Annotated in this window: 25 protein-coding genes and 1 pseudogene; 19 read left to right on the top strand and 7 right to left on the bottom strand. The window is 49.2% G+C overall.

All coding sequences use genetic code 11. The annotated features are described in order from the left end of the window. Nucleotides 1-51 precede the first annotated feature (51 nt). From T458_RS36755 to T458_RS36745, 3 genes are read right to left on the bottom strand one after another with little or no spacing between them, the layout of a single operon-like run. Nucleotides 52-1,395 (bottom strand): DJ-1/PfpI family protein, encoded by a 1,344-nt coding sequence (locus tag T458_RS36755; RefSeq protein WP_023556028.1) that lies wholly within the window; start codon nucleotides 1,393-1,395, stop codon nucleotides 52-54. Then, on the bottom strand, nucleotides 1,392-2,804 hold the full coding sequence (locus T458_RS36750; RefSeq protein WP_023556027.1) for a DJ-1/PfpI family protein: 1,413 nt from the start codon (nucleotides 2,802-2,804) through the stop codon (nucleotides 1,392-1,394). Before T458_RS36750 ends, T458_RS36755 begins: the two co-directional genes overlap by 4 nt. After that, nucleotides 2,801-4,192 (bottom strand): DJ-1/PfpI family protein, encoded by a 1,392-nt coding sequence (locus T458_RS36745; protein ID WP_023556026.1) that lies wholly within the window; start codon nucleotides 4,190-4,192, stop codon nucleotides 2,801-2,803. Before T458_RS36745 ends, T458_RS36750 begins: the two co-directional genes overlap by 4 nt. A gap of 205 nt (nucleotides 4,193-4,397) precedes the next feature. Between T458_RS36745 and T458_RS36740 the strand changes: the two genes are divergently transcribed. From T458_RS36740 to cyoD, 14 genes are all read left to right on the top strand, one after another. Next, nucleotides 4,398-5,234: a hypothetical protein gene (locus tag T458_RS36740; RefSeq protein WP_023556025.1), complete on the top strand. Its 837-nt coding sequence runs from the start codon at nucleotides 4,398-4,400 to the stop codon at nucleotides 5,232-5,234. Nucleotide 5,235: 1 nt separating this feature from the next. After that, complete coding sequence (locus tag T458_RS36735) at nucleotides 5,236-5,916, top strand: response regulator transcription factor (protein WP_023556024.1); 681 nt, start codon at nucleotides 5,236-5,238, stop codon at nucleotides 5,914-5,916. 82 nt (nucleotides 5,917-5,998) lie between these two features. After that, on the top strand, nucleotides 5,999-7,288 hold the full coding sequence (locus T458_RS36730; RefSeq protein WP_252989792.1) for a sensor histidine kinase: 1,290 nt from the start codon (nucleotides 5,999-6,001) through the stop codon (nucleotides 7,286-7,288). Then, nucleotides 7,285-8,220 (top strand): 3-hydroxyacyl-CoA dehydrogenase family protein, encoded by a 936-nt coding sequence (locus T458_RS36725; RefSeq protein WP_023556022.1) that lies wholly within the window; start codon nucleotides 7,285-7,287, stop codon nucleotides 8,218-8,220. Before T458_RS36730 ends, T458_RS36725 begins: the two co-directional genes overlap by 4 nt. An 86-nt stretch (nucleotides 8,221-8,306) precedes the next feature. Continuing rightward, nucleotides 8,307-8,510, top strand: a complete 204-nt coding sequence (locus T458_RS36720) for a hypothetical protein (RefSeq protein WP_023556021.1) — start codon at nucleotides 8,307-8,309, stop codon at nucleotides 8,508-8,510. A 75-nt stretch (nucleotides 8,511-8,585) separates the two neighbouring features. Then, a complete protein-coding gene (locus tag T458_RS36715) occupies nucleotides 8,586-9,293 on the top strand; it encodes a TerC family protein (RefSeq protein ID WP_023556020.1) in 708 nt (235 codons plus the stop codon). A gap of 224 nt (nucleotides 9,294-9,517) precedes the next feature. Continuing rightward, a complete protein-coding gene (locus tag T458_RS36710; protein WP_023556019.1) occupies nucleotides 9,518-9,730 on the top strand; it encodes a hypothetical protein in 213 nt (70 codons plus the stop codon). Between the two features lie 116 nt (nucleotides 9,731-9,846). Next, nucleotides 9,847-10,209 (top strand): group I truncated hemoglobin, encoded by a 363-nt coding sequence (locus T458_RS36705; protein WP_031305542.1) that lies wholly within the window; start codon nucleotides 9,847-9,849, stop codon nucleotides 10,207-10,209. A gap of 135 nt (nucleotides 10,210-10,344) precedes the next feature. Then, nucleotides 10,345-10,950, top strand: a complete 606-nt coding sequence (locus T458_RS0128580; protein ID WP_023556017.1) for a VanW family protein — start codon at nucleotides 10,345-10,347, stop codon at nucleotides 10,948-10,950. 592 nt (nucleotides 10,951-11,542) lie between these two features. Further along, nucleotides 11,543-12,799: a group II intron reverse transcriptase/maturase gene (ltrA, locus tag T458_RS36695; protein WP_023554544.1), complete on the top strand. Its 1,257-nt coding sequence runs from the start codon at nucleotides 11,543-11,545 to the stop codon at nucleotides 12,797-12,799. 325 nt (nucleotides 12,800-13,124) lie between these two features. Then, the gene (gene cyoA / locus T458_RS36690; protein WP_023556016.1) at nucleotides 13,125-14,135 is read left to right on the top strand and encodes a ubiquinol oxidase subunit II; all 1,011 of its coding nucleotides are present in this window, start codon (nucleotides 13,125-13,127) and stop codon (nucleotides 14,133-14,135) included. A 23-nt stretch (nucleotides 14,136-14,158) separates the two neighbouring features. Continuing rightward, nucleotides 14,159-16,129 carry a cbb3-type cytochrome c oxidase subunit I gene (locus tag T458_RS36685; RefSeq protein WP_023556015.1) on the top strand — a complete coding sequence of 657 codons (1,971 nt, stop codon included), beginning with the start codon at nucleotides 14,159-14,161 and terminating at the stop codon, nucleotides 16,127-16,129. Further along, entirely contained in the window at nucleotides 16,129-16,749 is a 621-nt protein-coding gene (gene cyoC / locus T458_RS36680) for a cytochrome o ubiquinol oxidase subunit III (RefSeq protein WP_023556014.1), read from the top strand. The genes T458_RS36685 and cyoC overlap by 1 nt, the downstream gene beginning before the upstream one ends. Before the next feature lies 1 nt (nucleotide 16,750). Then, on the top strand, nucleotides 16,751-17,068 hold the full coding sequence (gene cyoD, locus T458_RS36675) for a cytochrome o ubiquinol oxidase subunit IV (RefSeq protein WP_023556013.1): 318 nt from the start codon (nucleotides 16,751-16,753) through the stop codon (nucleotides 17,066-17,068). A gap of 40 nt (nucleotides 17,069-17,108) precedes the next feature. Here cyoD and T458_RS36670 read toward each other — a convergent pair whose 3' ends face one another. Beyond that, nucleotides 17,109-17,432, bottom strand: coding sequence for a hypothetical protein (locus T458_RS36670; RefSeq protein WP_023556012.1), 324 nt, complete (start codon nucleotides 17,430-17,432; stop codon nucleotides 17,109-17,111). A gap of 205 nt (nucleotides 17,433-17,637) precedes the next feature. On the opposite strand from T458_RS36670, the gene T458_RS36665 reads away from it, so the two are divergent. The 3 genes from T458_RS36665 to T458_RS36655 all read left to right on the top strand — a co-directional run bounded on the left by T458_RS36665 (nucleotide 17,638) and on the right by T458_RS36655 (nucleotide 20,256). Next, complete coding sequence (locus T458_RS36665; protein ID WP_023556011.1) at nucleotides 17,638-18,207, top strand: FAD-dependent oxidoreductase; 570 nt, start codon at nucleotides 17,638-17,640, stop codon at nucleotides 18,205-18,207. 94 nt (nucleotides 18,208-18,301) lie between these two features. Beyond that, complete coding sequence (locus T458_RS36660) at nucleotides 18,302-19,831, top strand: MDR family MFS transporter (protein WP_023556010.1); 1,530 nt, start codon at nucleotides 18,302-18,304, stop codon at nucleotides 19,829-19,831. A 125-nt stretch (nucleotides 19,832-19,956) separates the two neighbouring features. Then, the gene (locus T458_RS36655; protein ID WP_031305539.1) at nucleotides 19,957-20,256 is read left to right on the top strand and encodes a DUF3817 domain-containing protein; all 300 of its coding nucleotides are present in this window, start codon (nucleotides 19,957-19,959) and stop codon (nucleotides 20,254-20,256) included. Between the two features lie 52 nt (nucleotides 20,257-20,308). On the opposite strand, the pseudogene T458_RS58035 reads toward T458_RS36655, so the two are convergent. Beyond that, a pseudogene (locus T458_RS58035) lies at nucleotides 20,309-20,419 on the bottom strand (antibiotic biosynthesis monooxygenase); the annotation flags it as partial. A gap of 227 nt (nucleotides 20,420-20,646) precedes the next feature. Between T458_RS58035 and T458_RS36650 the strand changes: the two are divergent. Both T458_RS36650 and T458_RS36645 read left to right on the top strand, forming a co-directional pair. Then, nucleotides 20,647-23,184, top strand: coding sequence for a TPM domain-containing protein (locus T458_RS36650; RefSeq protein WP_023556007.1), 2,538 nt, complete (start codon nucleotides 20,647-20,649; stop codon nucleotides 23,182-23,184). Between the two features lie 37 nt (nucleotides 23,185-23,221). Next, nucleotides 23,222-23,734 carry a DUF2179 domain-containing protein gene (locus T458_RS36645; RefSeq protein ID WP_023556006.1) on the top strand — a complete coding sequence of 171 codons (513 nt, stop codon included), beginning with the start codon at nucleotides 23,222-23,224 and terminating at the stop codon, nucleotides 23,732-23,734. A 56-nt stretch (nucleotides 23,735-23,790) separates the two neighbouring features. Here the strand turns inward: T458_RS36645 and T458_RS36640 are convergent, their stop codons facing one another. Together T458_RS36640 and T458_RS36635 are read right to left on the bottom strand one after the other, a co-directional pair. Then, entirely contained in the window at nucleotides 23,791-24,612 is an 822-nt protein-coding gene (locus T458_RS36640) for an ABC transporter ATP-binding protein (protein ID WP_023556005.1), read from the bottom strand. Then, nucleotides 24,605-25,423, bottom strand: a complete 819-nt coding sequence (locus T458_RS36635) for an ABC transporter permease (protein WP_023556004.1) — start codon at nucleotides 25,421-25,423, stop codon at nucleotides 24,605-24,607. The genes T458_RS36640 and T458_RS36635 overlap by 8 nt, the downstream gene beginning before the upstream one ends. Nucleotides 25,424-25,438: the final 15 nt, after the last annotated feature.

Genomic DNA, 25,438 nt, shown 5'->3' with positions numbered 1-25,438 from the left:
GAAGGAGAAGCCGCAAGCCCGGTCCGTGTTGAGGATCGAGCTTGCGGCTTTTTAATATTTCCTGAAGAATCGTCTGTCGATAAAGAAAGCGATGAACAAGGCAAGGAAAGCAGTCAAAAGCAGGTTGCCGTAAGTTTCGAGGGGAAATGGCTTGCCTTCCAGCTGGATATCACTCGCACGATACTCAAGCCGCTTGACCGCGTGTTTAGCCGTAAGAAGGTCCTCTTGCTTGGCTAAATCTTCGAGTTGAACTTCGAATAGAAAGCGATCCGGTGAATGGCTGTGTACAAATTGCAGCTCCTTGTTGTTCCCCTGTTCGTTCCAGTTTTTGATCTCCTCTGCGGCCAATGATGTAGCCGTTGTACCCGGAACGATCATCTTATGGATTGTGGGTATTTTCGCTATTGGGTGTCGCGCAATCAGGTTTAAACCGTGCTTCGTTACGATGGGTTCAACCGAATTCGATATGGAATAGACTCGGGTCGTTCCAGAGGAAGAATAGATATCGAATACGGAAGCCAGAGCCATCTCCTCTACGCCATCATAGAGCAGCACTCCTGCCTTTTCCTTATTCCATTGAAAAGCAAGGTTCAGGACATACGTAGAATAGTGCCTATCGATATAGAAGGGATCTACCTTTGGATTGTGTACGAAGTGGTAAGCAGGATAATTCATTTCTTTGGCTACCTTGGCCGCCATCGGTTCACCAAGTTTTTGTGAAATCACATAAAGGACTGCATCGATTCCAGATGTAATACCGGCAGAGGACACTATGTTTTGATCAGCAAGAACATATCGCAGATCTCTCTTCCAGTCCACCTGCGGATAGTTTATTTTTCTAGACCAAATCGTTTGCCAATGCGAGGTGGACGATTTTCCATTCAACAAGCCAGTAGAGGCTAGATTGCCCGCGCCACCGCAAATGCTTACTAGCGTAGTTTCTTGGTGTTTTAGAATCCATTCTTTTGCTGGTTCAAACGTCTCTTCCTGATCGGTCAAGAAAGGAATGGCGATAATATCCGGGCTTTTCCCTAGCATTTCATCCATTTCCTGAAACGAGTAGTGCGGCACGACATCCAATCCGCCTGACAGCGTCTTGATGCCGGTGTCTGCAGCAACGGCATATACGTTGTAGGCACCTGTCCTCGCGAAAATTTCGTAGGGAATCATGAAGTCCAGTCCCTCAGTAGCTTCGCTTCCCAACATAACCGCTACAGTAGGCTTAGCCGGATCGTGCTTCGGTATCTTTACACTTTGCAAGGAAGGGAGCGGCTCTTGACGAACCGCACCGTAAAAATCTTTTTGCGAATGAACAACCCCGAGAGTTGCAACCCCTCCAACTAGCAGGGTGAATATACAGACAAAAACAATCAAACGCAGGAATAGCCTTTTCATGTCGTTTTCCTCCTGAGGATGGTACATCTCATACAATACCTGTGTAAGGTATTCATTTGAAAAAAGGGTTTCTTGATGATCAATCTTCTATCAATACAGAAAGCGATGAATAGGGCAAGGAAAGCAGTCAAAAGGAGATTGCTGTAAGTTTCGAGGGGAAACGGTTTGCCTTCCAGCTGTATATCATTCGAACGAAATTCGAGTCGTTTCAGCGCATGCTTGGCGGTGAGCAGGTCCTCTTGCTTGGCTAAATCCTCAAGCTGCACTTCAAATAAGAATCGATCTGGAGAATCACTGTGCACGAACTGGGGGTTCGTGTCGTTCCGCGCCTCGTTCCATTGCCTGATTTCCGCAGCAGCCAACGATTTCGCATCTCTTCCCGGAATCATCAATTTATCCAATTGTGGGGCGTTTGCTATCACGTGTCTGGAAATCAGGTTCAGGCCGTGTTTTGTCACTATGGGTTGCTCCGAGCTGGAAATGGATAAAACCCTAGTCGTTCCAGTGTCAGAATAAATATCGAATACGGAAGCCAGCGCCATTTCCTCCACGCCGTTATACAACAGGACGCCTGCCTGTTTCTTGTTCCACTGAAACGCATTATTCAATACATAGGTAGAAAAGCGAAAATCCATATAAAACGGGTCTACCTTCGGATTTTTAACGAAGTGATAAGAAGGGTACTTCATTTCTTTTGCTATTTTTTCGGCTACGGGTTCCCCAACCTTTTGCGAAATCACATAGAGAACGGCATCGATTCCTGATGAGACACCGGCTGAGGATATCACGTTTCCGTTATGAAAATACCGCTGATCTGCTAACCAGTTCGTCTCAGGAAATTGCTTTGGGAAAACGACAAGATTCTGCCAGTGTGTTGCCGCTGACTTTCCTTTCAATAGACCGGTAGCTGCTAGGTTTCCCGATCCCCCGCAAATGCTTACGAACGTGGTGTTGGCATGCTGTTGTATCCATTTTCGGATAGGAGCAAATTTCTCAGCGTCATTCGTTACCATAAATGGGATGGTGATGATGTCAGGGCTTTTCCCCAATAATTGAACCAACTCTGTAAAAGAATAGTGCGGTACCAGATCAAGACCTCCGGTTAATGACTTCACCTGATTGTCTGAAGCAACGGCAAAGACATTGAATGCCTCTGTCCTGGAGAACAATTCATAGGGAATCATAAAATCTGATCCCTCGGTCGTCTCGTTCCCCAACAAGACGGCTACAGTAGGTTTATTCGGATCGTATTCGGGCTTCTTCACGCCTTGCAGAGCTGGAACGGGTTCTTGGCGAAGCGCACCGTAAAAGTCCTGAAATGAACGATTATATCCGAGCAACCCTACCCCGCCTACAAACACAGCCAAAATCAACACATAAGTAGCCAAGCGCAAGAATATCTTCTTCATCTTATTTTCCTCCAGTTATTGGCAGCTCTGCCTGAACCTAAAATTTTCTTTGTAATGAACCGTCTGTCGATAAAGAATGCTGTCAGCAATGCGACTACGGTAAGCAAAAGCGGAACACCGAAAGATTCGATAGAGAACGGGTTACCCTCGAATTTCAAGTAGTCAGCGCGATACTCCAACCGTTTTGCTCCGTATATCGCTGTCAGAACATCCTCTTGTTTGGACAAATCTTCAAGCGGCGCATCGAACATAAATCTGTCTGCTGAATCGTGATGCAAGAATTCAGGTACTACGCCATTGCCCTTTTCGGTCCACTCTTGGACAACCTTTTCCGCCAAGGATTTTGCATCGGTGCCGGGAACGATCACACGATCAAGCTCTGGAGCATTCCCCACTGGATATTTGGCAATGAGGTTGAGATGATGTTTTGTCACGATCGGCTGTTCCGTATGGGAAAGGGAAATGACCTTGGTCGTTCCGGAAGCGGCATACGTATCGTAAATCGATGACAGCTCCCCTTCGTCCATGCCATCATACAGTAGCACGCCTGTCTGTTTCTGGTTCCATTGGAAGGCTTGATTGAACAGATAAACGTTTTCGCTCAGATCAATATAATAAGGATCAACCTTTGGATTTTTGACAAAATGGTATGAAGGGTAATTCAATTCGTTGGCGATTTTTGCCGCCATAGCTTCGCCCAGTTGCTGTGAAATCACATAAAGGGTTGCGTCGATTCCGGATGTGAGTCCGGCCGAAGAAACCATATTCTCGCCGCCAACAACAAACCGCTGGTCCCGGATCCAGTTCGTTTCAGGAAATGACCTTCTTGTCTGATCAAAGAATTGCCAATGGATGGTTGATGATTTTCCTTGCAATAATCCAGTATCCGCAAGATTAATCGCTCCGCCACAAATGCTCAGGAGGAACGTTTCGGAATGCTTTTGGATCCATTCACGCACTGGTTTGTACTTTTCCTGGTCGCCTAAAGGCATGTATGGGATTACGATCAGGTCAGGACTTGCTCCCAATAATTGATCCATTTCCTCAAATGAATAGTGAGGCACCAGATCCAGACCGCCAGTCAGTGACGTCATGTTTTTGGTCGGAGCAACAGCATAAACATTGTAAGCTTCAGTCATTGCCAGCATTTGGTAAGGTACGACAAAATCAAATACCTCCGTAGTGGGACTGCCCAAAACAACCGCTGCAGTTGGCTTATTCGGATCATGTTCCGGTATTTCAATATTTTGTATCGCGGAAATCGGTTCATTGCGTATGGCGTACCAGTATGCTTTTTGTTCGCTGATAAATCCGAGCAATCCGCTTCCACCGACCACTAATAAGAAAATACCTACATAAACAGCCATGCGTACTAACAAACTCTTCAATCGAATCTCCTCCTGTTACCTTCCTGATTACCTTGCTTGCGTCTGACTATATTCCACTTTTGTGAACTGAATATGAATGAAAAGGCAATTGCTCTTGTGCGGTCGTTTTTTTGTTCATATAGAGTTCACACAACCGGTTTACTGTCTCTACAGGGTCAGTCCGCATAGGGCTGCACTCCAGATTGAATGATGAGGAGAAATGAATATGAAGAAATCAATCATGACTGCCGTTCTATATGTAGCCGTAGTGCTGGGCGGGTTTGCCGCCTATGATGAATGGGTAGTGGAAAAACAACAGGTTGCCGTGGGGAATCAGCATGGGATGAATGAGCATGGCGCACAAACCCACGAGAGCAGCCATGAGCATGGAAGCGATCCTTTGCACGATGTTCAAAGCGAGGTAAACGTGTCGGTCCGAGCGGAACAAGAGGAGGTAGTCATTAATTTAGAAGACAAGGCGGGAAATCCGGTCACAGAACTCGAAATAAACCACGAAAAGATCCTGCATTTGATTATGGTAGATGAAAGCTTGCAGAAGTATGATCACGTTCACCCTGAGCAGACGGGGAAAGGAGAATTTCGAGTCCCCCATTCTTTAAAGGAAGGGTCCTATAAGGCGTTTGTTGACATAAAGCCAAAGCATCTCGCCTACCATGTGACTCCCGTTCCATTTACAGTGGGAAATCCTGAAGCAGCCGAGGATCATGATCATGGGCTATTGCCGGACAGCACGTTGACGCGACAGGTTGACGGGGAGACCGTGACGCTCTTGATGAGTTCATTGCAAGCAAACGAACCCGTGATGCTGAATTTTGAGTTGGATCAAACCAATCTGACTCCTTACTTGGGAGCGATGGGGCATGTCGTCATTCTGGATGAAAAGGCGCAACATTTTCTCCATGTTCATCCTTCCAATGAGAAGCAGCCGATTTTCGAGACCAGGTTCAGCCAACCCGGCATCTATAAAATATGGGCGGAATTCAAGCAAAATGGAAAGGTTCGGGCATTTCCATTTGTTGTAGAAATCAAAGGGGAGAAATAAGTTGCCAAAAGTCGTCGTAGTAGATGATGATGCAAATATTCGTGAGCTGGTCAGACTGTATCTGGAAGATGAAGGCTATGAAATCATTCAAAAAACAAACGGTGAGGAAGCGCTCGAATACGTAGAGAATCATGTCGTGGATCTGGTTATCATGGACATCATGATGCCCAAAATGGACGGGTGGGATTTGTGTGCGAATCTTCGCGAGTTCAAAGAGATGCCGATCTTGATGATCACAGCGAAAGGTGAGACCACCGACCGGATCAAAGGCTTTAAGCTGGGAACGGACGATTATCTGGTAAAGCCTTTCGATCCAGTGGAGCTGGTGCTGCGGGTAAAAGCACTGCTCAAGCGATATCGCATCGCTACTTCCAGCACGATCAAGCTGGGGAGCATCACCTTGGACCAAAAAAGCTATCACGTGATTTACAAGGACGGAAAAACAGTCACCCTTCCCATGAAAGAATTCGACTTGCTGTACAAATTGGGAAGCTATTCCGGGCAGCTATTTACACGCGAAAATTTGATTGAGCAGATCTGGGGCATGGATTATGAGGGAGACGAGCGGACCGTGGATGTGCACATCAAGCGGTTGAGAGAACGGTTTGCCGAATTCGAAGCCGATTTCCGCATTGTGACGATTCGCGGTCTTGGGTACCGATTGGAGGTGAACCGCGATTAAATCTCTCTATTTCCGCGTAGTCCTTATCTTCATCGGCATCGTGATGGTTAGCCTGTTCACCGCGTTTTCAATCAGCAACTGGATGTTTCAAACGCGAATCCACGATATTGTATACGACGGCTTGCTTACAGACGGCCAAAAGATCATTCAAGCCTATCAGTCGACTCCTTCTGCCGAGCTGGTACCGTTTATGCAACACTTCTCCGGTTATTCGGGTAACCTTCTCCAACTCTACAAGAAAGACAGGGAGCCCTTGCTTCAAGAAATAGAGCCTATTCATGTGGATCCTCGTGATATAGAGCTCGTGCTTGCGAATAACATTACACGCACATTAGATGCAAATATTCATAGCATTCCGATGGTTGGGATCCCCCTTCAGATCAATGGTGAGCCTTACGCCATGTTTATTTCCCTGCAACATAATCGGGTAGAGGAAGAGCTCATGCACTCGATCCACGTCTTATACATGTTGATTCTGTTTTTTGGCAGCTTCCTCATTCTGATTGCCGCCCGGTATGTGGTGAATCCGATTCGACGTTTGACGGAAGCGACAAAAAAGATGGCAAAAGGGACATTTGATCGCGAAGGCCTCTCTACGAAGCGCAAGGATGAAATTGGCCAATTAAGCATCAGTTTTCATGAAATGGCCGAAGAGCTTACGAAACTTGATCAAATGAGGAATGAATTCGTTTCCAGTGTTTCCCACGAGATTCAGTCGCCGCTGACTTCCATCACAGGGTTCACGAAGGCTTTGAAGCAGAAGAAATTGAGCGAAGAGGTCCGGTTGAAGTATTTGACGATTATTGAAGAAGAAAGTGAGCGATTATCCCGGTTAGGTCAAAATCTGCTCCAACTCTCCTATTTGCAGCAGGATCACCATCCACTGAAGGTACGTGCATACCGGCTGGATGAGCAGCTGCGAAGGATTGTCATCACGTTGGAACCCCTATGGAAGGCCAAGGAAATCGAAATGGATGTTGAGATGGAGGGCATCGCGATTGAAGCGGATCAAGATCAGCTGGATCAAGTGTGGATTAACTTATTGAGCAATGCCATCAAATTCACTCCGCCCCAAGGCATGATTCGTATCCGATCCACAGAAAACGCTCATCACGTCGTCGTATCCATAACCGATAATGGGATCGGGATCCCTGAAGAAGAGCGTGCTTATATTTTTAAACCGTTTCATAAAGTAGACAAAGCCCGTAATAGTTCTGTAAAAGGGAATGGGCTTGGATTATCCATCGTCAAGCAAATCATAGATTTACATCATGGTGATATCCACGTATCCAGTAGTCTGGGGACAGGGACAACTTTTTCCGTCACATTGAATAAAAAAAATGTTCTTTCCCGTCAGGAGGATGAAAAATGACAACAAGGGCAGCAGTGATCGGTTCCGGCGTCATGGGGCATGGAATCGCCCAGGTATATGCAATGGCAGGTTATTCGGTCTCATTGTACGATCTAAAGGATGAATTGCTGGGCAAAGCCAGACAAGCCATTGAGCGAAGCCTCTCCCTGCAGGTGCGGGAGGACGTGCTGACAGAGCAGGCGAAGCAGGAAGCTTTGGCGCGAATCACGTTGACCACCAACTTGCAGGAAGCGGTAGCGGATGCTGATCTGATCACGGAGGCAATCCCCGAAGTAATCGACCTGAAATGGACCTTGTTTGAACAGTTGGAAGCGTACGCCAAGCCAGATGCAATCATTGCGTCCAATACCTCTACGTTTTCCATCGGGCGACTGATTGAAAAAGCGAAGACACCACAGCGTTTTATCATTACTCACTTTTTCAATCCTGCCCAGCTTGTTCCGCTTGTCGAGATCGTGCGCCACGAAAAAACCTCGGAGGATGTCGTTCAAAAAACAGTGGAATGGATCAAGCAGATCGGCAAATCTCCTGTTCTGCTGAAAAAGGACGTGCCGGGCTTCATCGCCAATCGCCTGCAGACTGCATTGATGCGGGAAGCCTTTTCCCTTCTGGCAAGCGGTGTAGCGGATGCACATGAAATCGATACGGTGATGAAAGACGGTATTGGATTCCGCTGGGCATTTGTCGGTCCGATCGAAACCGCTGACTTCGGCGGGCTGGACACCTGGCAGCGCGTGATGGACAACCTCGCACCGGAGCTGGACAAGTCCGAAGCAGCGCCCGCCATCATCCGAAAGCTGGTGGAAAAGGGCGATCTCGGCACCAAGACTGGAGCGGGCATCTATTCCTATGCGGATACCTCTGTCGATGATCGCTTGCAAAAACGCGATGAGCAGTTCCTGCGTCTAGCAAAACAAAAACGGGAGCCCTGACGCCTGTTTCTGTTCAAAAAAGCTTGCATCACACCCCGCGCAGCCGTATGATAACACCATGAAATGATCGATGGGAGTGAATTCATATGGCGAAAAGCAATGCCCGCAAGCAGCGCGAAAAAATGGCTCGTGAAGGCAAACGCAATCCGGATCAAAACAGAAGCATCTTCGCCTTTGCAGACATGAGACAGCGTGTAACCAAAACGAAAGCAGAAAAACTGCATCAGCGAAAGCATAGAAGGTCGTTATCCTGGAACAGTGATGATGACCTTTTTCTATTTGTTGCATAGGGAAATGTTTGGAAATAGTAGTGCGCACAAAGAAGGACAACATGATGAAGAGATCAACCTTATGGGGGAGCAACCATGACATCTGATTTTCTGCTTAGCATCCTGCAATTAATTATGGTAGACCTGGTGTTGAGCGGCGACAATGCCGTGGTCATCGCGCTTGCCTGCCGCAATTTGAGTCCGCACCTGCAAAAGAAGGCGATATTTTGGGGAACCTTTGGGGCTGTCGGGATGCGTATCCTGCTGACCTTTATCGCGATCTGGCTGTTGAAAATTCCCCTGGTACAAGTGATCGGGGGACTGCTGCTGCTCTGGATTGCGATCAAGCTGTTGAAGGGTGAGGAAGAAGACAGCGAGATCGAGAGCAGCTCGTCCATGATGGGCGCGTTGAAAACCATTATCTTCGCAGATATGATTATGAGTCTAGACAATGTGATCGCGGTAGCGGGAGCGGCAAAAGGCAGCATTCTGCTCGTCGTGATCGGACTGGCGATCAGCATCCCGCTGATTATCTGGGGGAGCCGCTTGCTGATGAAGCTGATGAAGCGTTTTCCCGTCATTGTGTTGCTCGGGGCAGGCATACTGGGCTTCACGGCAGGGCAAATGATCATGGAGGACAAGCTGGTCGGCGTTTGGGTCGAGCGGTATCTTCCCCTCTCGCCTGTCCTAGTACCTGTTGCTCTTGCTCTTGTGATCATTGCACTTGGTACTTACATGAAACGTCGTGGATCTTCCAAGCCTGATCCGCTACAGCCCAAAAAGACAGGAGAAGAGCTGCACTAATAAAAGCCTGTGGGACTTCCAGTAGGGGGGACCGCAGGCTTTTCACGTTTTTGTCACAGAGGAAACATATGACAACCTCATCTCCAATAGGATTGCGGAAAAAACTTTGACAATTTTTCAATAAAAATTTGAACAAAACATGAACAACAAGTGAATTTTATGTTACAATCAAAGTATCAATAAGGAAAACGCAATCATACTCGGATGATAAGGGGTTATGCAACATGAATCATGACTATAAAGCTGCCAACACATTAAAATGGATGGCTTGGACCGCTACAATTGTGGGAATGCTTTTGCTGGTGCTCAATGTAAGCGATCTCAGAGCGGAAAACTTTCCACTCATGGTCTCCATTGGCTGTCTGATTGCAGGAATGAACATTTTCCTGTTAAGCGCTGTATTCCGTTTGATGAGCATGAAAACACAAAAATTGTAACCAAATAAATCAACAACTCGCCCTCTTTGCAGGGCGATTTTTTTGTTGCTACATAACTCTTCCTGCCTAAGAAAAAACTAAACATGGGCAGACAACATCAGGAAAAGGTGGATGGGATGACAACAGGAACTCTTTATGACAAGCTGGGCGGAGAAGACGTGATTCGCAAGGTTGTGGATACCTTTTACGAGCTTGTCCTTAAGGACGAGACCGTGAATCACTTTTTTGCCAACACGGATATGGAAAAGCAACGCCTTCACCAAACCAAATTCATCAGCTTTGCTTTAGGTGGTCCGGGTCGATACACGGGACAATCCATGGAAAAGGTTCATACCGGAATGAATCTGCAGCCCGAGCATTTCGATGCCATTGTCAAACACCTGCATGATGCCTTGGCCCATTTTCAGGTGGACGAAGCGGATATTTCCCAGGCTTTGCAAACGGTGGAGACATTGCGAGACGATATTTTGTATAAATAAACTTCTACAAGCATACATCGATCTCCAAGATTTACAGATTGTGTATTGGTTCGTTCGCTTGTTACAGTGGTTATGGGATGATGCTGGATCCATGCGCGGATACAATCCCAAATCATTGAATTCGAGGGAGAAACCATGTTGAATCGATCTCGTTACTGGATATTGACTTCTTTGGCAGGACTCATGCTGACTGTGATCAACGCACCGCTTGCAAGTGCTGCTCAACCAAATGCAGCTGTACAAAGCTTTGATCGGCAGGAGCTGATCGAGAAGCTGGACGTCAAGGAAAAAGACGTCATCGGGCTCTATTACACCTCCATGGAGGGAAGCTCTGAGAATCGCATTCACAACATCAAGAAAGCGGTAAAAAAGATAAATGGCGAAAAGGTAAAACCGGGTGAATTTTTTTCCTTCAATCAGGAGGTAGGCAACTCCAATCTGGCTGAAGATGGTTGGAAGAAAGCGAATGTCATCGCGGACGGCCAGCTCACGGACGGCTATGGCGGAGGAATCTGCCAGGTGTCTTCCACGCTGTTCAACGCCGTTCAGGAAGCGCAGCTGCCGATCCAGGAGCGTCACAGTCACAGCAAGACAGTAGGCTACGTCCCTGTAGGACAGGATGCGACGATTGCGTATGGCTTGCTTGATTTCCGGTTTTCCAACCCGTACGATCATTCGCTAAAAATCAAGGCCAAGACTTATGACGATTCTGATGTCGTGATTGCTATTCTGAAAAAATGAAGCTAGGAAAGACGTGCTGAGCGCGTCTTTTTTTATGGTGTGCCCGGCATGGGCGTTGTCTCTAGGGTGAAAGTCCCGAATGGCGAAGGCAACAGTAGCCACTAGCTTACGACAAGGGTGTCCACCGCGAGGTGGAATCTGAAGGAAGTCTGCGGCAAACCTCCGGCCTGAGGAACACGAACTTCATATGAGGCTAACGATAGCTGGATGAGTCTGCCATACAAGACGAAGTCCATGTTGCCAAAGGCTATCGGGAGTAAATGAAGCAGGTGGATGGAGGGAAAGACAACGTTCTTACCCGGGGAGACCTGACTGGGACGCCATGCCCTCATGGTAACCTTCTCCGCTAGGAGAAACTGAACGGTCAGGAGTCAGCAGAGGCCATAGTACCGGAGTAGAGGACGCTTGAAACGGGAAGGGCCGAACATTTAGGAAGAACGGGACGCTAGGCGTTCACTCTTTATGATGATGCAGACAATCCAGATGGACTTACTTGAAGGAGGAAATGGTGAATCCATGGGGGACTTCAAGAGGGCGGAATAGAGAGTGGCACAAGTAGAAAGAACGTTCACGCGAAAGGATATCTGGTTTTATGATGGGACAACTGCTGTCACGGGAAAACCTCCTGTTGGCACTAAAGCGAGTAGAAAAGAACAAAGGAAGCCACGGTGTGGATGGTATGTCCGTAAAATCCCTACGTCAACATATCTTATCCAACTGGGACTCCCTACGAGCGTCATTGGAGAATGGAACCTATGTACCTTCGCCAGTCCGACGAGTCGAAATCCCGAAACTGAACGGTGGTGTTCGGCTATTAGGCATTCCTACCGTGACCGACCGTCTCATCCAACAAGCAATTGCACAGGTTCTTTCTCCGATATTTGATCCTATGTTCTCCGAACATAGTCATGGATTCCGTCCAAGAAGACGGGGACATGACGCAGTCAAGAAGGCACAGACATACATCGAGGAAGGATACCGTTGGGTCGTAGACATGGATCTTGAGAAGTTCTTCGATAAGGTAAACCACGATAAACTTATGGGGCTTATCGCAAAACATGTCAAAGACAGAACTATCCTAACCCTCATCCGACGCTATCTCGAATCAGGGATTATGGTTAATGGTATGGAAATTGAAAGCGATCAAGGGGTGCCGCAAGGTGGCCCGTTGAGTCCGCTCTTATCCAATATCATGTTGCACGAACTCGACAAGGAACTGGAAAAGCGGGGGCTTCGATTCCTTCGCTACGCAGATGACTGCAACATCTATGTGAAGTCAAAGAAGGCAGGAATCCGCGTGATGGATTCCGTGACCACGTTCATTGAGAGAAAGCTCAAGCTAAAAGTCAACATGGAGAAAAGCGCCGTTGATCGCCCATGGAATCGTAAATTTCTTGGTTTCAGTTTCACGGTGAACAAATCGCCCAAGATTCGAATAGCGAACGATAGTCTGAAGCGAGCAAAACAGAGGATTCGGGAGATCACCTCCCGCACGAAACCACTCCCAATGGAATACAGAATTGACGATCTCAATGAGTACCTTACAGGTTGGTGTGGCTATTTTGCCTTGGCTGATACCCCTTCGGTGTTCAGCCATCTTGACGAATGGATTCGAAGAAGACTCCGAATGTGTCTCTGGAAAGAGTGGAAGCGCCCGAAAACAAAAGTAAAAAGGCTTATCTCCTTAGGAGTTCCCAAGGAAAAAGCCTATGAATGGGGCAATTCACGAAAGAAACAATGGCGAATTGCATGTAGTCCAATTCTTCACCGAGCATTGAATAATGCTTACTGGCGTAATCAAGGTTTGAAGAGTTTGTCAGACAGATACACCTATTTGCGTCATACCTAAATGAACCGCCGTATACCGAACGGTACGTACGGTGGTGTGAGAGGACGGGGGTTAGTCACCCCCTCCTACTCGATTCTGCTATATCCCTCGCTGGAACAATTTCTCCAACGCAGGGGATTCGTAACAATAATATGATCAACTCGTGAATTCGACGTGAACACTTTGTAACAGAAAAGATACGAAAATATGAACGTCCCCAAAAACCAGTACCAATTCTTTTGCGTTCTGATAACATGATAGTGCGCAGATGAGATGTGTTCACATTTACTAAAAATGAGCTTCCAATTAGGTAGGTCTGGTTTGTCAACGAGGAGGGATTGGGAGAATGAGTGGAGGAAAATGGCCGAGACGACTTCAATTGGCTGTCTTGGCGGCGCTGGCGAGTATCATGCTGGCCGGTTGCGGCAGCGATTATGTAGTCTTGAACCCCAAGGGGCCGGTAGCACAGACGCAATATGATCTCATTATGATTTCCATTATATTGTGCTCGATTATCATTATCCCGGTTATTGCGCTCACCGCGTTTATCGTCTATCGATATCGGGATACACCGAACAACAAAGCGACGTACAAGCCAAATTGGGCGCACAGTACCAAGCTGGAGGTAATCTGGTGGTCGATTCCGATCGTGATTATCGCCATTCTGGGTTACTTCACCGTGCGCGATACTTATGCATTAAAAGAAAATCCGAATAAAGAAGTACAACCGATGGTCATTCAGGTAACCTCTCTGGACTGGAAATGGTTGTTCACTTACCCTGAACAAAACATTGCAACGGTCAACTATTTGCAGATCCCTGCAGGCGTGCCTGTCCAGTTCCAAATCTCTGCTGAGGCACCGATGAACTCCTTCTGGGTACCGGAGCTTGGCGGACAAATCTACGCCATGGCGGGTATGACGACGGAGTTGTATCTGCAGGCTGACCATCCGGGCGAGTTCCAGGGCAGAGGAGCGAACTTCACGGGTGAAGGCTTTGCTCACATGCAATTCAATGTGAAAGCTACTTCGCAGGACGAGTTTGACCAGTGGGTGAAAGAGGTAAAAGGAACCACACCTGCGATGAGCAAGGAAGATTATGAACAGTTGAGAAAGCCGGGTCTGTCGGATGTACTGACATACTCGTCGTTCCCGGAAGGCTTGTTTGAAGAGATCGTATCCAAATACAGTCACGGCCATCCGATGGAGACAGGCGGCAGCATGCATGACTCGATGCATATGGACGGAGACAAAAAAGAGTCTGCACCTGGTTCAGAAGCCGGGGAGAAAAAAGATGAATCCGCACACTCCACTCATCACATGCCCAACACGGCAATGACACCTGTGATGAGTCACTAACGGAAAGGGAGGAGGAATACCTGATGTGGGAGAGCTTAAAAGAGTTTGCATCTTGGTTCTTTGTTACGGGCGATCCGCTGATCTACGGTGCCATGGTCTCCATTGCTTTGACCATGGTGGCGATCGTCTTCGTTTTGACCAAATATAAAAAATGGGGCTGGCTGTGGCGCGAATGGCTGACGACAGTCGACCACAAGCGAATCGGGATCATGTACCTGATCGCATCCCTGCTGATGCTGTTCCGCGGAGGCGTGGATGCCTTGCTGATGCGTGTGCAGCTGGCATTCCCGAACCTGGAGTTTTTGCACTCCGATCACTACAACGCGATCTTTACGACACATGGTACGATCATGATCTTGTTCATGGCGATGCCAATGATGTTCGGTTTGTTCAATATGGTCGTTCCGCTCCAGCTCGGGGCGCGAGATGTAGCGTATCCTTTCCTGAACGCAGTCAGCTTCTGGCTGTTCATGTTTGGTGCGATGCTGTTCAACCTGTCGTTCGTCATCGGGGGTTCTCCTGATGCCGGTTGGTTGTCGTATCCGCCGCTTTCGCAAAATGATTTCAGCCCTGGTCCAGGGCAAAACTTCTGGATCTGGGGGATTCAGATTTCCGGTATCGGTAGCTTGGCGACCGGGATCAACTTCATCGTCACCATTTTGAAAATGCGTGCGCCTGGCATGAAGCTGATGAAAATGCCAATGTTTAGCTGGTCTGTTCTGTCCAGCTGTATCATGATTATCTTTGCTTTCCCAATCTTGACTGTTACCATTGCACTCTTGTATCTTGACCGCTTTGCCGGTGCCCACTTCTTCACGATGGACGGCGGCGGCAACCCGATGATGTATCTCAACCTCATCTGGATGTGGGGTCACCCGGAAGTATATATCGTAGTCGTGCCAGCCTTCGGTATTTTCTCTGAAGTGGTAGCGACTTTTGCGAAGAAAAAACTGTTCGGTTATACATCCATGGTCATAGCCGTTATGGGGATTAGTATTCTCTCCTTCTTTACCTGGGCTCACCACTTCTTCACCATGGGTACGAGTGCCAACGTGATTGCGTTCTTTGCGATTACGACGATGCTGATCGCGATACCGACCGGGGTCAAGATCTTCAACTGGCTGTTTACGATGTATCGAGGGAAGATCTCCTTCAAGCAGCCGATGATGTGGACGATTGCCTTTATCCCGTGCTTTGTCGTCGGGGGAGCGACAGGGGTCATGCTGGCGGTAGCTCCCGCAGACTATCAGTATCACAACAGCTACTTCCTGATTGCCCACTTCCACCAAGTATTGATCGGTGGCGTCGTGTTTGGATATCTTGCAGGGATATACTATTGGTGGCCAAAACTGTTCGGCTTCAAGCTGGATGAAAAACTGGGAGCATGGGGCTTCTGGCTCTGGAACATCGGTTTCTACGTCTGCTTTATGCCGCAGTACGCGCTGGGCTTCATGGGTATGACCCGTCGTTACTACACATATGGCTGGGATCTCGGCTGGGAGCCGCTCAACCTGGTCTCGACCGTAGGTGCGTTCCTGATGGGGGCAGGCTTTGTCTTCCAAGTATGGCAAATCACGTACAGCATCAAGCACGGCGAGCGCGACACCACAGGGGACCCATGGAATGGCCGCACGCTCGAATGGTCGATTCCGTCGCCTGCGCCGTTCTATAACTTCGCTGTCGTACCGCAGGTAAAAGAGCTGGACGACTTCTGGAGAGTGAAAGAGGAGAAGGCGAACGGCACGTACAAGGAAGAGCCTGTACACCTGGAGCCGATTCACATGCCGAAAAACTCCGGTCTTCCGTTCATCATGTCTTTCTGCTGGTTTATCGCGGGCTTCGGGTTCGTCTGGGAATGGACCTGGATGGCTGCCATCGGTATGGTCGGTGTGGCTTTGGTCATGTGGGCCCGTTCGTTCCAATACGATACCGATTACTATGTACCAGTGGATGAAGTGCGTCGTACGGAAGCCTCACTGGGGAGGGTATATTAATGCAACAAGTGGCGAACAACCATGAGCATGGACATGCGCACGATCACGAGCATGGCCATGAAGATCATGAGCAGCTAAAGGTACTTGGTTTTTGGATCTTCCTGGTGACAGACTGTATCTTGTTCGGCTCCCTTTTTGCGACTTATGCGGTTTTGATGCACAGTTATGCAGGGGGACCTACCGGGAAGGAATTGTTTGAGCTCCCGGGTGTCATCGCCTCCACCTTCATCCTGTTGACCAGCAGCTTTACCAGCGGTCTTGCGATTTTGGCGATGAACAAGGGAAAAGTGAAAGAGCTGATCGGATGGCTCGTAGTAACGGCTCTGCTCGGTCTCTCTTTTATCGGACTGGAGATCAGCGAGTTTACCCATCTGGTGCATGAAGGCGCGACGATGTCTACCAGTGCGTTCTGGTCCGCATTCTTCACGCTGGTCGGAACACATGGTGTGCACGTGTCGGTCGGTCTGTTCTGGATGGTTGCGATCATGATGCAGCTTCGTCGCCGCGGACTCACTCCGGTGACACGCCGCAAGGTAACGACACTCAGTCTGTACTGGCACTTCCTGGACGTCGTATGGATCTTCCTCTTTACGGTCGTCTACCTGATGGGGGTGATGTAGGATGGCGAACCACACAAACCATAACAGCCATGCAGAGAGTCATGGTTCACTCAAATCCTATGTGATCGGTTTTATTCTGTCGATCGTGCTGACGATCATCCCGCTCGTGCTGGTGATGAATCCACTGTTCAGCAAGGTAGGGACCATCGTCGCCATCATGATCATGGCAGTCCTGCAGTTTGTGATTCAGCTGTTCTTCTTCATGCATATCCGCGAAGGAGAAAAACCGCGCTGGAACGTGCAGACACTGGTTCTCGGTCTGGTGATTGTATTGACGATCGTGGCCGGTTCGATCTGGATTATGGCGTTTAACGTATAAGAGATGGAAATGAAAGAGGCATGACCCGGGTAGGATGGGGTCATGCCTTTTGATTTTTAGCAGTGTGCTTCAAGAAGAACATCCACCATACCAGTAGATACAAGTAGCCGAGCATCGTCAGAATCGGCCAGATGAATCCTTGTTGTAACTGGACTACAAAATGTTCAAATTCATTCAAACCTTCTAATCTTCCAATGCTATTGATTATACCAGTAATTGGAATTATCACAGAAAGAACGATGGCGATGATGGACAGACCTCTTAATGTATGTTGGACGAAACAATAAAAAGCAGTTCCGATTGTTGCTAACAAAAAAAGATAATACATGATCCAAAACCAATTTGGGAGGGTTTCCCAATACATTTGTTCACCTCCTTGCTAGTTCGCATTTTACATGAAATGGTTAAAACTCACAAATCATATCATTGGCCTTGCAAGGATACACTCACTATAAAACCGAAGGATAGCAAAAAATAACACCAGGAATGACAGAAGTGCAAGCTAGGACTTTCCCTTTAACTATACTAAGTATATAATTATGTTGTTAAAGATGAAGGGAGCGATTTCCATGTATGATATTGTCATTATCGGAGCAGGACCTGCAGGAGGAAGCGCAGCTTTGCTTGCTGCCAAAGCGGGGAAGAAAACACTTCTCATCGACAACGACAAAGGGATGACCAAACGAGCATGGTTGGAAAATCATTACGGGATCATGGAAATCACGGGCCCGGATCTGATTGAGATCGGGAAAAAGCAAGCGGCCAAATTCGGTGCTGAGCTGCTCGACGCGCAAGTTACCAACGTAACCAAAACAGATCAGGGCTTGAGCGTGGAAACAGAAGGACACGGCAGCTTTGAAGCCAAGCATGTCATTCTGGCAACAGGCGCAGTTGTCGAACTGGCAACCAAGATTGGCGTAAACATCAAGGATGGTACAGAACCAAGAATCAAGAATGTTGTTGACGTTGACGCGCAAGGAAAAACCAATGTGGCGGGCATCTGGGCTGCAGGTACCTGCGCAGGAGTAAGCGTCCACACCATCATTACAGCAGGCGATGGGGCGAAGGTAGCGATCAACGTCATCAGCGAACTGAATGGCGAGCGCTACGTCGATCACGATGTTTTGAAAACTACGTAACGATAGCTTTAGAGGGCAGATCTGAGACACCTCCCTAAATCAGCAGTAGATGATTTGGAGGAGGTGTCGTGCCTATTGTTGGGGAGGAAATGATGTGAGTGTCAAAGAAAGCAGAGTCAATTTCGTCGTAGCGGGGCTATTACTGGGCTTGCTGATGGCATCGATGGACAATACCATCGTTGCGACGGCGATGGGAACCATTGTGGGGGAAATGGGCGGGATGGACAAATTCGTCTGGGTAACCTCCGCCTATATGGTCACCACAATGGCAGGCATGCCGATCTTTGGAAAGCTGTCGGACATGTACGGACGCAAGCGATTTTACATATTCGGACTCGTCGTATTTCTGCTTGGCTCGATCCTTTGCGGTACTGCGAACAGCATTGTGCAGTTGAGCATCTACCGCGCGATTCAGGGAATTGGCGGCGGGGCGCTGATGCCGATTGCCTTTACGATTATTTTTGACTTGTTCCCTCCGGAGAAACGAGGGAAGATGACGGGATTGTTCGGGGCGGTCTTTGGCACATCAAGCGTCTTCGGACCGCTTTTGGGCGCATACATTACCGAATACATCAGTTGGCAGTGGATCTTTTACATCAATGTGCCGATCGGAATTTTGTCGCTGTGGTTTATCGTGTTCAACTACCGAGAATCTCTGCAGCACCGGAAGCAAAGCATCGACTGGTGGGGGGCGATCACGCTGGTTGGAGCGGTTGTCAGCCTGATGTTTGCGCTGGAGCTGGGCGGAAACCAATACGCCTGGGGATCCGTGCAAATCATGAGTCTGCTGATTGCCTTCGCTGTCCTGTTCATTGTGTTTTTGCTGGTGGAGCGAAAGGCGGCAGAGCCGATCATTTCGTTCGCCATGTTCCGCAAAAGGCTTTTTGCCGCTTCCAATGCGGTGTCCCTCATGTATGGCGCATCTTTTATCATCGCGACAGTTTACCTGCCGATTTTTATCCAGGGTGTATTCGGCGGCTCCGCGACGAATAGCGGCTTGATTCTCATGCCGATGATGCTGGGGTCCGTCTTCGGCAGCCAGATCGGCGGTTTGTTGACGACAAGAACCAGCTTTCGCAATATCATGCTGCTCTCCGCCGTCTTTTTCATCCCGGGCGTCTATCTGCTGGGGACGATTTCGACGGACCTGCCGCGTTGGCTTTTGACGACGTACATGATCATTACCGGGTTCGGAGTCGGGTTTTCCTTCTCGGTCCTGGGGATGTCTGTGATTCATGGATTCGACATGCGGCAGCGCGGTTCCGCCAGCTCGACTGGCTCTTTCTTCCGTTCGCTGGGCATGACGCTGGGGATTACGGTCTTCGGCATTTTGCAGCGCAATTTGTTTGAGGGCGGCATGACCTCATCATTTGCAGGGCAAAAGAGCATGGCAGGACTGGTCAGTGATCCGCGTGCCATCCTGTCGCCGGAATTGCGGGCCTCTATACCGGAGCCTGTCCTTGAGCAGATCACGACGATCCTCGCGAACTCCATCGCCCAGACATTCCAGTGGGCTTTGGTTCCTGCGGGCCTCGCGCTTTTGTTCATCTGTTTGATGGGCAAGGAACGAGTGCAGATCAAGCGTCCTGATCCTACTGCCGGGCAGGAAGGCTCCAAAGCGTAATGGAGATCGATTTCTCGCAGTGGTTGATCTTTGAACGTATTATGAACATTGGGGATTTTTCCTTCTTTTGATAGTTTTTCATCTTATAATAGTGGAAAATGGACTCGCAAGGAGGAGCCCCTCTCATGTTGAAAACTGCTCTCGGGCGATTTCGCGCCGTTGGCTTGCTTGAGGGAATCTCGTATCTGGTGTTGCTCGGGATTGCCATGCCGCTCAAATATTACTTTGATGTGCCGGAAGCTGTGAAAATCGCAGGTTCACTCCACGGCTTGCTTTTTGTCCTGTATGTCCTGGCTTTGGCTCAGGTGCATTTCAAGAACAAGTGGTCTTTTCTTTTTTCGATAGGAGCGTTTATCGCTTCGCTGATTCCTTTCGGCAATTTCGTGCTTGAGGCGAAGTTGCGCAAGATGAGGGGTGCCCATTGAAAAAAATAAGGTATTCAGGAGCAAGCATCATGCATTCCTGAATACCTCTTTTTTTAACCATTTCCTCCGCTATTTCCGCATATCCTTGATCCCCATCCGTTCTTTCAGATGAAAAAATAACGGCGTAATAAGGTGGTTGAGGAGTCTTCTCGCAGCAGCGCATAGTCTTGGCTGTACTCCTCGATCAACTTTTCCATTCGATTCCCTCCTGTATCATTGCTTGTGTGGCAGGGAGCATTCAATCATAACTATTTTCTTTGTTATGGAACAAATAGATTCGTGGTTTTTGCCAATAATAAGTCACTCAAGAGTGGAATTCTTCGGAAAGTCCCGAAATGGTTGGGAATATTGTATAATTTGGAAGTGACTATGACGTGAGAGGATTATACGATGAAAAGAATCATAACATGGTTGTTTATGTTGGCAGTGATGCTTGTTTCGATGACATCATCGGCTTATGCTGCTTCTCTGCCGGAGAGGACAGGCGACATTACCGACTCAGCCGGGCTTTTCTCACCGGAGGAACAAGCGAGAATACATGACGGCATTGCGAATAAGACATATGAGCTTCTGCTCCTCACTGCGAGTGGCTTGGATGAGCAGGAAGGAGAACGCCTCGCCAATCAAGCGTACGATACCTGGCAGCTGGGACCCAATCAAATGATCCTGGTTGTGACGGTAAATCCCAATCACGTGCATCTCGTTTTCGAAAACCAGCAGTTGGCTGATTTGGTCTCACGCAGTGAAGCGGGGGATGTAAAAGGAGTTCTGGACCTGCAGTTCGTCCCCTATGCGCGTGATGGAAATGTAGCGGATGGCGTAGTAGCGGTCAGTGACTTTCTGAACTCATTGCCCGCAGCGGCCTCGGAGCCTCCTGAGCAGACAGGGGCGGCAGCGGTACAGCAGCCTGCCGGATCAAGCCACACTTCTTCGGGCGACGAGTCGGCCGCATCTCCCCGAACACCGGCAACTGCAACACCAGTTGGCGGAAGAGAGGGCATGAGTATGATGACGGTGCTGCTGGTGCTGTTGATCGCAGTGCTGGTGTTCATCGTTGTCAAACAGCTTGTCTTTGGATCAAGATTGAAAAAGCTTCTGGCAGAAGCAAAAGAAAAGCATGCAGAAGTGACTCCAATGATCGACCGGATGATCGTGTCAGAGCTTTTTCGTGAACTGGAAATTGGTTTGATCGCAGGAGAGACGAAAAGGCAGGTAAACGAGATGGAGCAGGAGGCACTCAGGCTTCATCAGGAATCCAAGCTTCTTCGTGAGCGGCTGGATGCACAGAAGGTCGCTTTTTTCGCTGCAGCAAAGACAGAAGCGGCAGTGAAAGAACTGCTGGCGGACGTGCAAATATACGCGGATGCGATTGCACAGACACAGTCCCGCATGACTGAGATGGAGCGACTGTCGCGGGAAGTGAGGGAAGCCGTGGAAAATGCCAAGGAGCGAGCAACGCAGATAGATTCTCAGATTGAGGCATTGGCAGGCGAAACTTCCTTCTCCCTCGTTGTCATGCGACGTGATATGGAGCAGACAATGTCAGTATTGAAAAAAGCGGATCAATTGGATGAGTTTGATTATGTGCAGGCGGAGGGACTAGCCAAGCAAGTCCACGAAGAGTTTGACGGCTTGCAGCTTGCTGTGGAAGAGTTGCGGCGACAGATTGAGCTGCTTCGGACGTATTTGCCTCGGATCAAGGAAAGGGAAGAGGAGCTGCGCTTGATCGTCGGTCGCGAGCAGCTGCTCCTGGTCGATGCCGATCCGTTTGCGATGCTGAGGTCAGCGGAAGCAGAGATACCGCGTCTTCGGACATTGATTGAAGAAGGCCATGCAAAAGCAGCCAGGGAATGTGCGGATCGAATTGAAAATGGGCTGCAAGAGGCGAGCGATGCGGTGGCAACGATGATTCAACATCGCGACTTTTCCTCAAATACCGTGAAGGAAGTCAATCAATTATTGACTGAATTCGGAGATTTTCAATCCCGGTATACACGAGATCTGGAGAGTTTGCGGCAGCAATACGCTGAGGTTCACCTCCAAAAACAGAATGAACGATACCGCCAGATCAGGGAGGACAAGGCTGAGCTGGAGCGGCTTTTGATAGAAATCAGAGCAGCAATTGATGAGCGCGCTCAGAACTACAAAGCTGGTTTTGAAAAAAGTGAAACTGCCCAGCATTTCCTGTCGCGCGTCCGAAATATTCGTGAGCAACTCTTTGGCTATCGCAGAAGCCTGGAGGAGAAGGTGTGGGCTGCAAAGGACGGTTTTGGACAGCAAAAGAGCCGCTTCTATCAAGCTGTTTCCCTCTTTGAGCAGCTTCGTGTACGAGTCGCACAGATCGAAAGAATGATCACGCAAAGCAAGGGCGAGGCAGAGAAGATCGAAGCTATAGCAAGCAGTGCTCGACTGGATGTGTATCGCCTGGAGGAGGCCATTGATTCCTTTGTCGTGCATGTCGACGAACTGGTATATCGCGTAGAACAAATCAAGCGTGAGAAGGAAGAGACGCTTCTGGCTTGGAACAGGCTGCAGGATGAATTTACGAGCAGGAGCCATCATTACGGCAGAAAAATCAGGATTTCATCCTATTCCGCCCGGATGAATCTATTGCGTGAGCAGGTAGAGGGAGCAATAGCCGAAGGACTTTTTGCAGAAGCGATGCGGGCAATCTCCAGCGGAAATGATATAGTAGAGCAAATGCATCGTGATTATCTTAGAAAACTGGAAGAAGAACGGCGCCGCAATCATTCAGGAGGCTCTGGCGGCGGGTTTGGCGGAGGACGTTCCTCCGGAAGCAGTGGCTGGGGTGGTGGAGGACGCTCCTCGGGCAGCACTGGCTGGGGCGGTGGAGGTCGATCCTCAGGCAGTTCCAGTTGGGGCGGCTCATCTGGTGGCGGCAGGTCCTCCGGTTCATCCAGTTGGTAGTTGCCAATAAGGATCTGAAGGGGAGTGAACAGCAAGAATGGAGTTCGTGCTGATTATTATCGGCATCAACATTTTGTATGTATCGTTTTTCACGCTGCGGATGCTGATGGTGATCAAAGGCTATCGCGTCATGGCATCCTTGTTGGCAATGGTGGAAGTATTCGTCTATTTGAAAGGACTGGGTCTGGTCCTGAACAATCTGGACAATCCAATCAATCTGGCGGCGTACTGTATTGGTTGGGGGATGGGCGTCTTCATCGGCAGCAAAATCGAGGAAAAACTTGCGCTGGGGTATGTGACGGTGCAGGTGGTGGTCGATTCGCTGGAGATGGATCTGACAGCAAAGCTGCGTGAGCATGGGTACGGCGTGACCTCCTGGGTAGCGGAGGGAAGGGATGGCCCACGTCTTATGATGCAGGTGTTGGCGAAGAGGAGCAATGAGCAGAAGCTGTGGAAGCTGATCTCCAGCTTCTCACCGAAAGCGTTTATCGTATCGTTCGAGCCAAAGCATCTCAAAGGCGGGTTCTGGGTGAACCGCCTTCGCGGGTAAAAATGGCTGCAGCCGCTCCTTTCCCATAAGCGGGGAGGAGCGGCTGCTTTTTTGCATTAATCTTCTGCGCGTCCCTTGATCTTGACGGACACCTTCCCCGGCTTATCCGAGGCTGGGGAAGACAAGGGGCTGCCTTGATCCGGTGCCGAGACGGGCCGAGTAGGATGTGAAGACAGCTCCGAGAAAGCGCCATGCAATCCCAATACGCCATAGCGAGTTCGAAATTCCTCGATGGTGCCGGATTCGACAATCTGTCCGTTCATCAGGAAGATGGCCCGGTCGGAGGCGGCATCGGCGACCTGCAGCTGGTGCGTCGTAAAGATGACGGATTGACCGGCAGTCTTCAAGTCCTTGACCAGCTCGACGAAAGCGTCCATCCAGTAGGGGTCGAGTCCATTGGTAGGTTCGTCCAGAACGACGAGGGACGGATGGGCGATGATGGCTTGGGCGAACAACAGTCGTTGCTGCATCCCTTTGGAAAACTGCGTCATTCTTTTGTCTCTCGCATCGTACAAGCCGACGGAATGCAGGGCGTCGTCCACCTTGGCTTTCGGTACACCTCGCAAGGAAGCGTAGAAGGAAAGAGTCTCACGTGCCGTCAATCCTGCTGTAAACTGGAAGTGGTCCGGCATGTAGCCGATTTGCTCCAAGTATTCGACGCGTTGTTCCCTCCAATTCAACCCATTCAGCTCGATGCTGCCTGCACTCGGCTGCAAAATCCCCACGATCATCCGCAGAATCGTGCTTTTTCCAGCTCCGTTTCCACCACAAAGAGCCACGACCTCCCCAGGCTCGATATGCAGGTCGAAGGGATGGACGATCTGTTTCTTGTCGATCTTTTTTTCTGCTTGCTTGATGCGCAATCCCAGCTCAGTCATGCCTTCTCCCCCTTTCCCACACAAAGGCAGCCAGCAAGAGCATCAGGCTGATCCAGATAAAGCACAAGGTGATGAAACCGACGACACCGAATGGGGAGTCAAACCAATTGACCCACTTGTAGTATTCCGGGCCGAAAATCGAGCCCCCGCCAAGTGAAATCACGGAGAAAAGACGCACCAGCTCGGCGGGATTCAGGATCGTGGCGAACTGCAGGACGGGCTTGATCCACGTGTAGGGGACGAAGCTGAGCGCCGAGATCAGCAGCGTGGGCCATGCGAGAATCAGGAAAAACCAGATACTGACGCCCCAAGTGAGGGCTTGCCAGCGATTTTTGCTCAACGCTCCGATCAGCATGGCGATCCCGAGAAACATCAGGATGAGGCAGATGGAAAAGCTCAAGAGAAAGAGGAGCGTCGAAAAGGAAAAACCCGCTCCGAGCAAAGCACCAATCACGCCGGAGAGCCCGTACCCAAAACAGACGATGGCGATCAGCACCAGCGCTTGACCGAAGTATTTTCCCAGCAAAAAGGACGACGTCGTCAACGCGTAGGTGGAAAGCAATTGCCAGCTGCCCTCCTCTTTTTCCGCCGTCAGGGAAAAGGAGGAAAGCAGGATCGTCATCAGCGGCAGGAGGTAGAGGACCAAAGTCAGCATGGTTCCTGTCGTGTACGTATACCCTTCCAGATAGGAGCGGGATTGAATCACCATCAAGGCGAGAGTAAAGAGGGTAAACAGGGCCAAAAAGGAGTAGGACCAGGGATTGCGAAAGCCCATTTTCAACTCCCGTCTGGCGATGTGATACATGTGCACGTTTGCCCACTTCCT

Source organism: Brevibacillus panacihumi W25 (genome assembly GCF_000503775.1).
Taxonomy (GTDB): Bacteria; Bacillota; Bacilli; order Brevibacillales; family Brevibacillaceae; genus Brevibacillus; species Brevibacillus panacihumi_A.
Note: the sequence above shows the minus strand (reverse complement) of the source record. Positions and strands in the feature narration are given on the sequence as shown.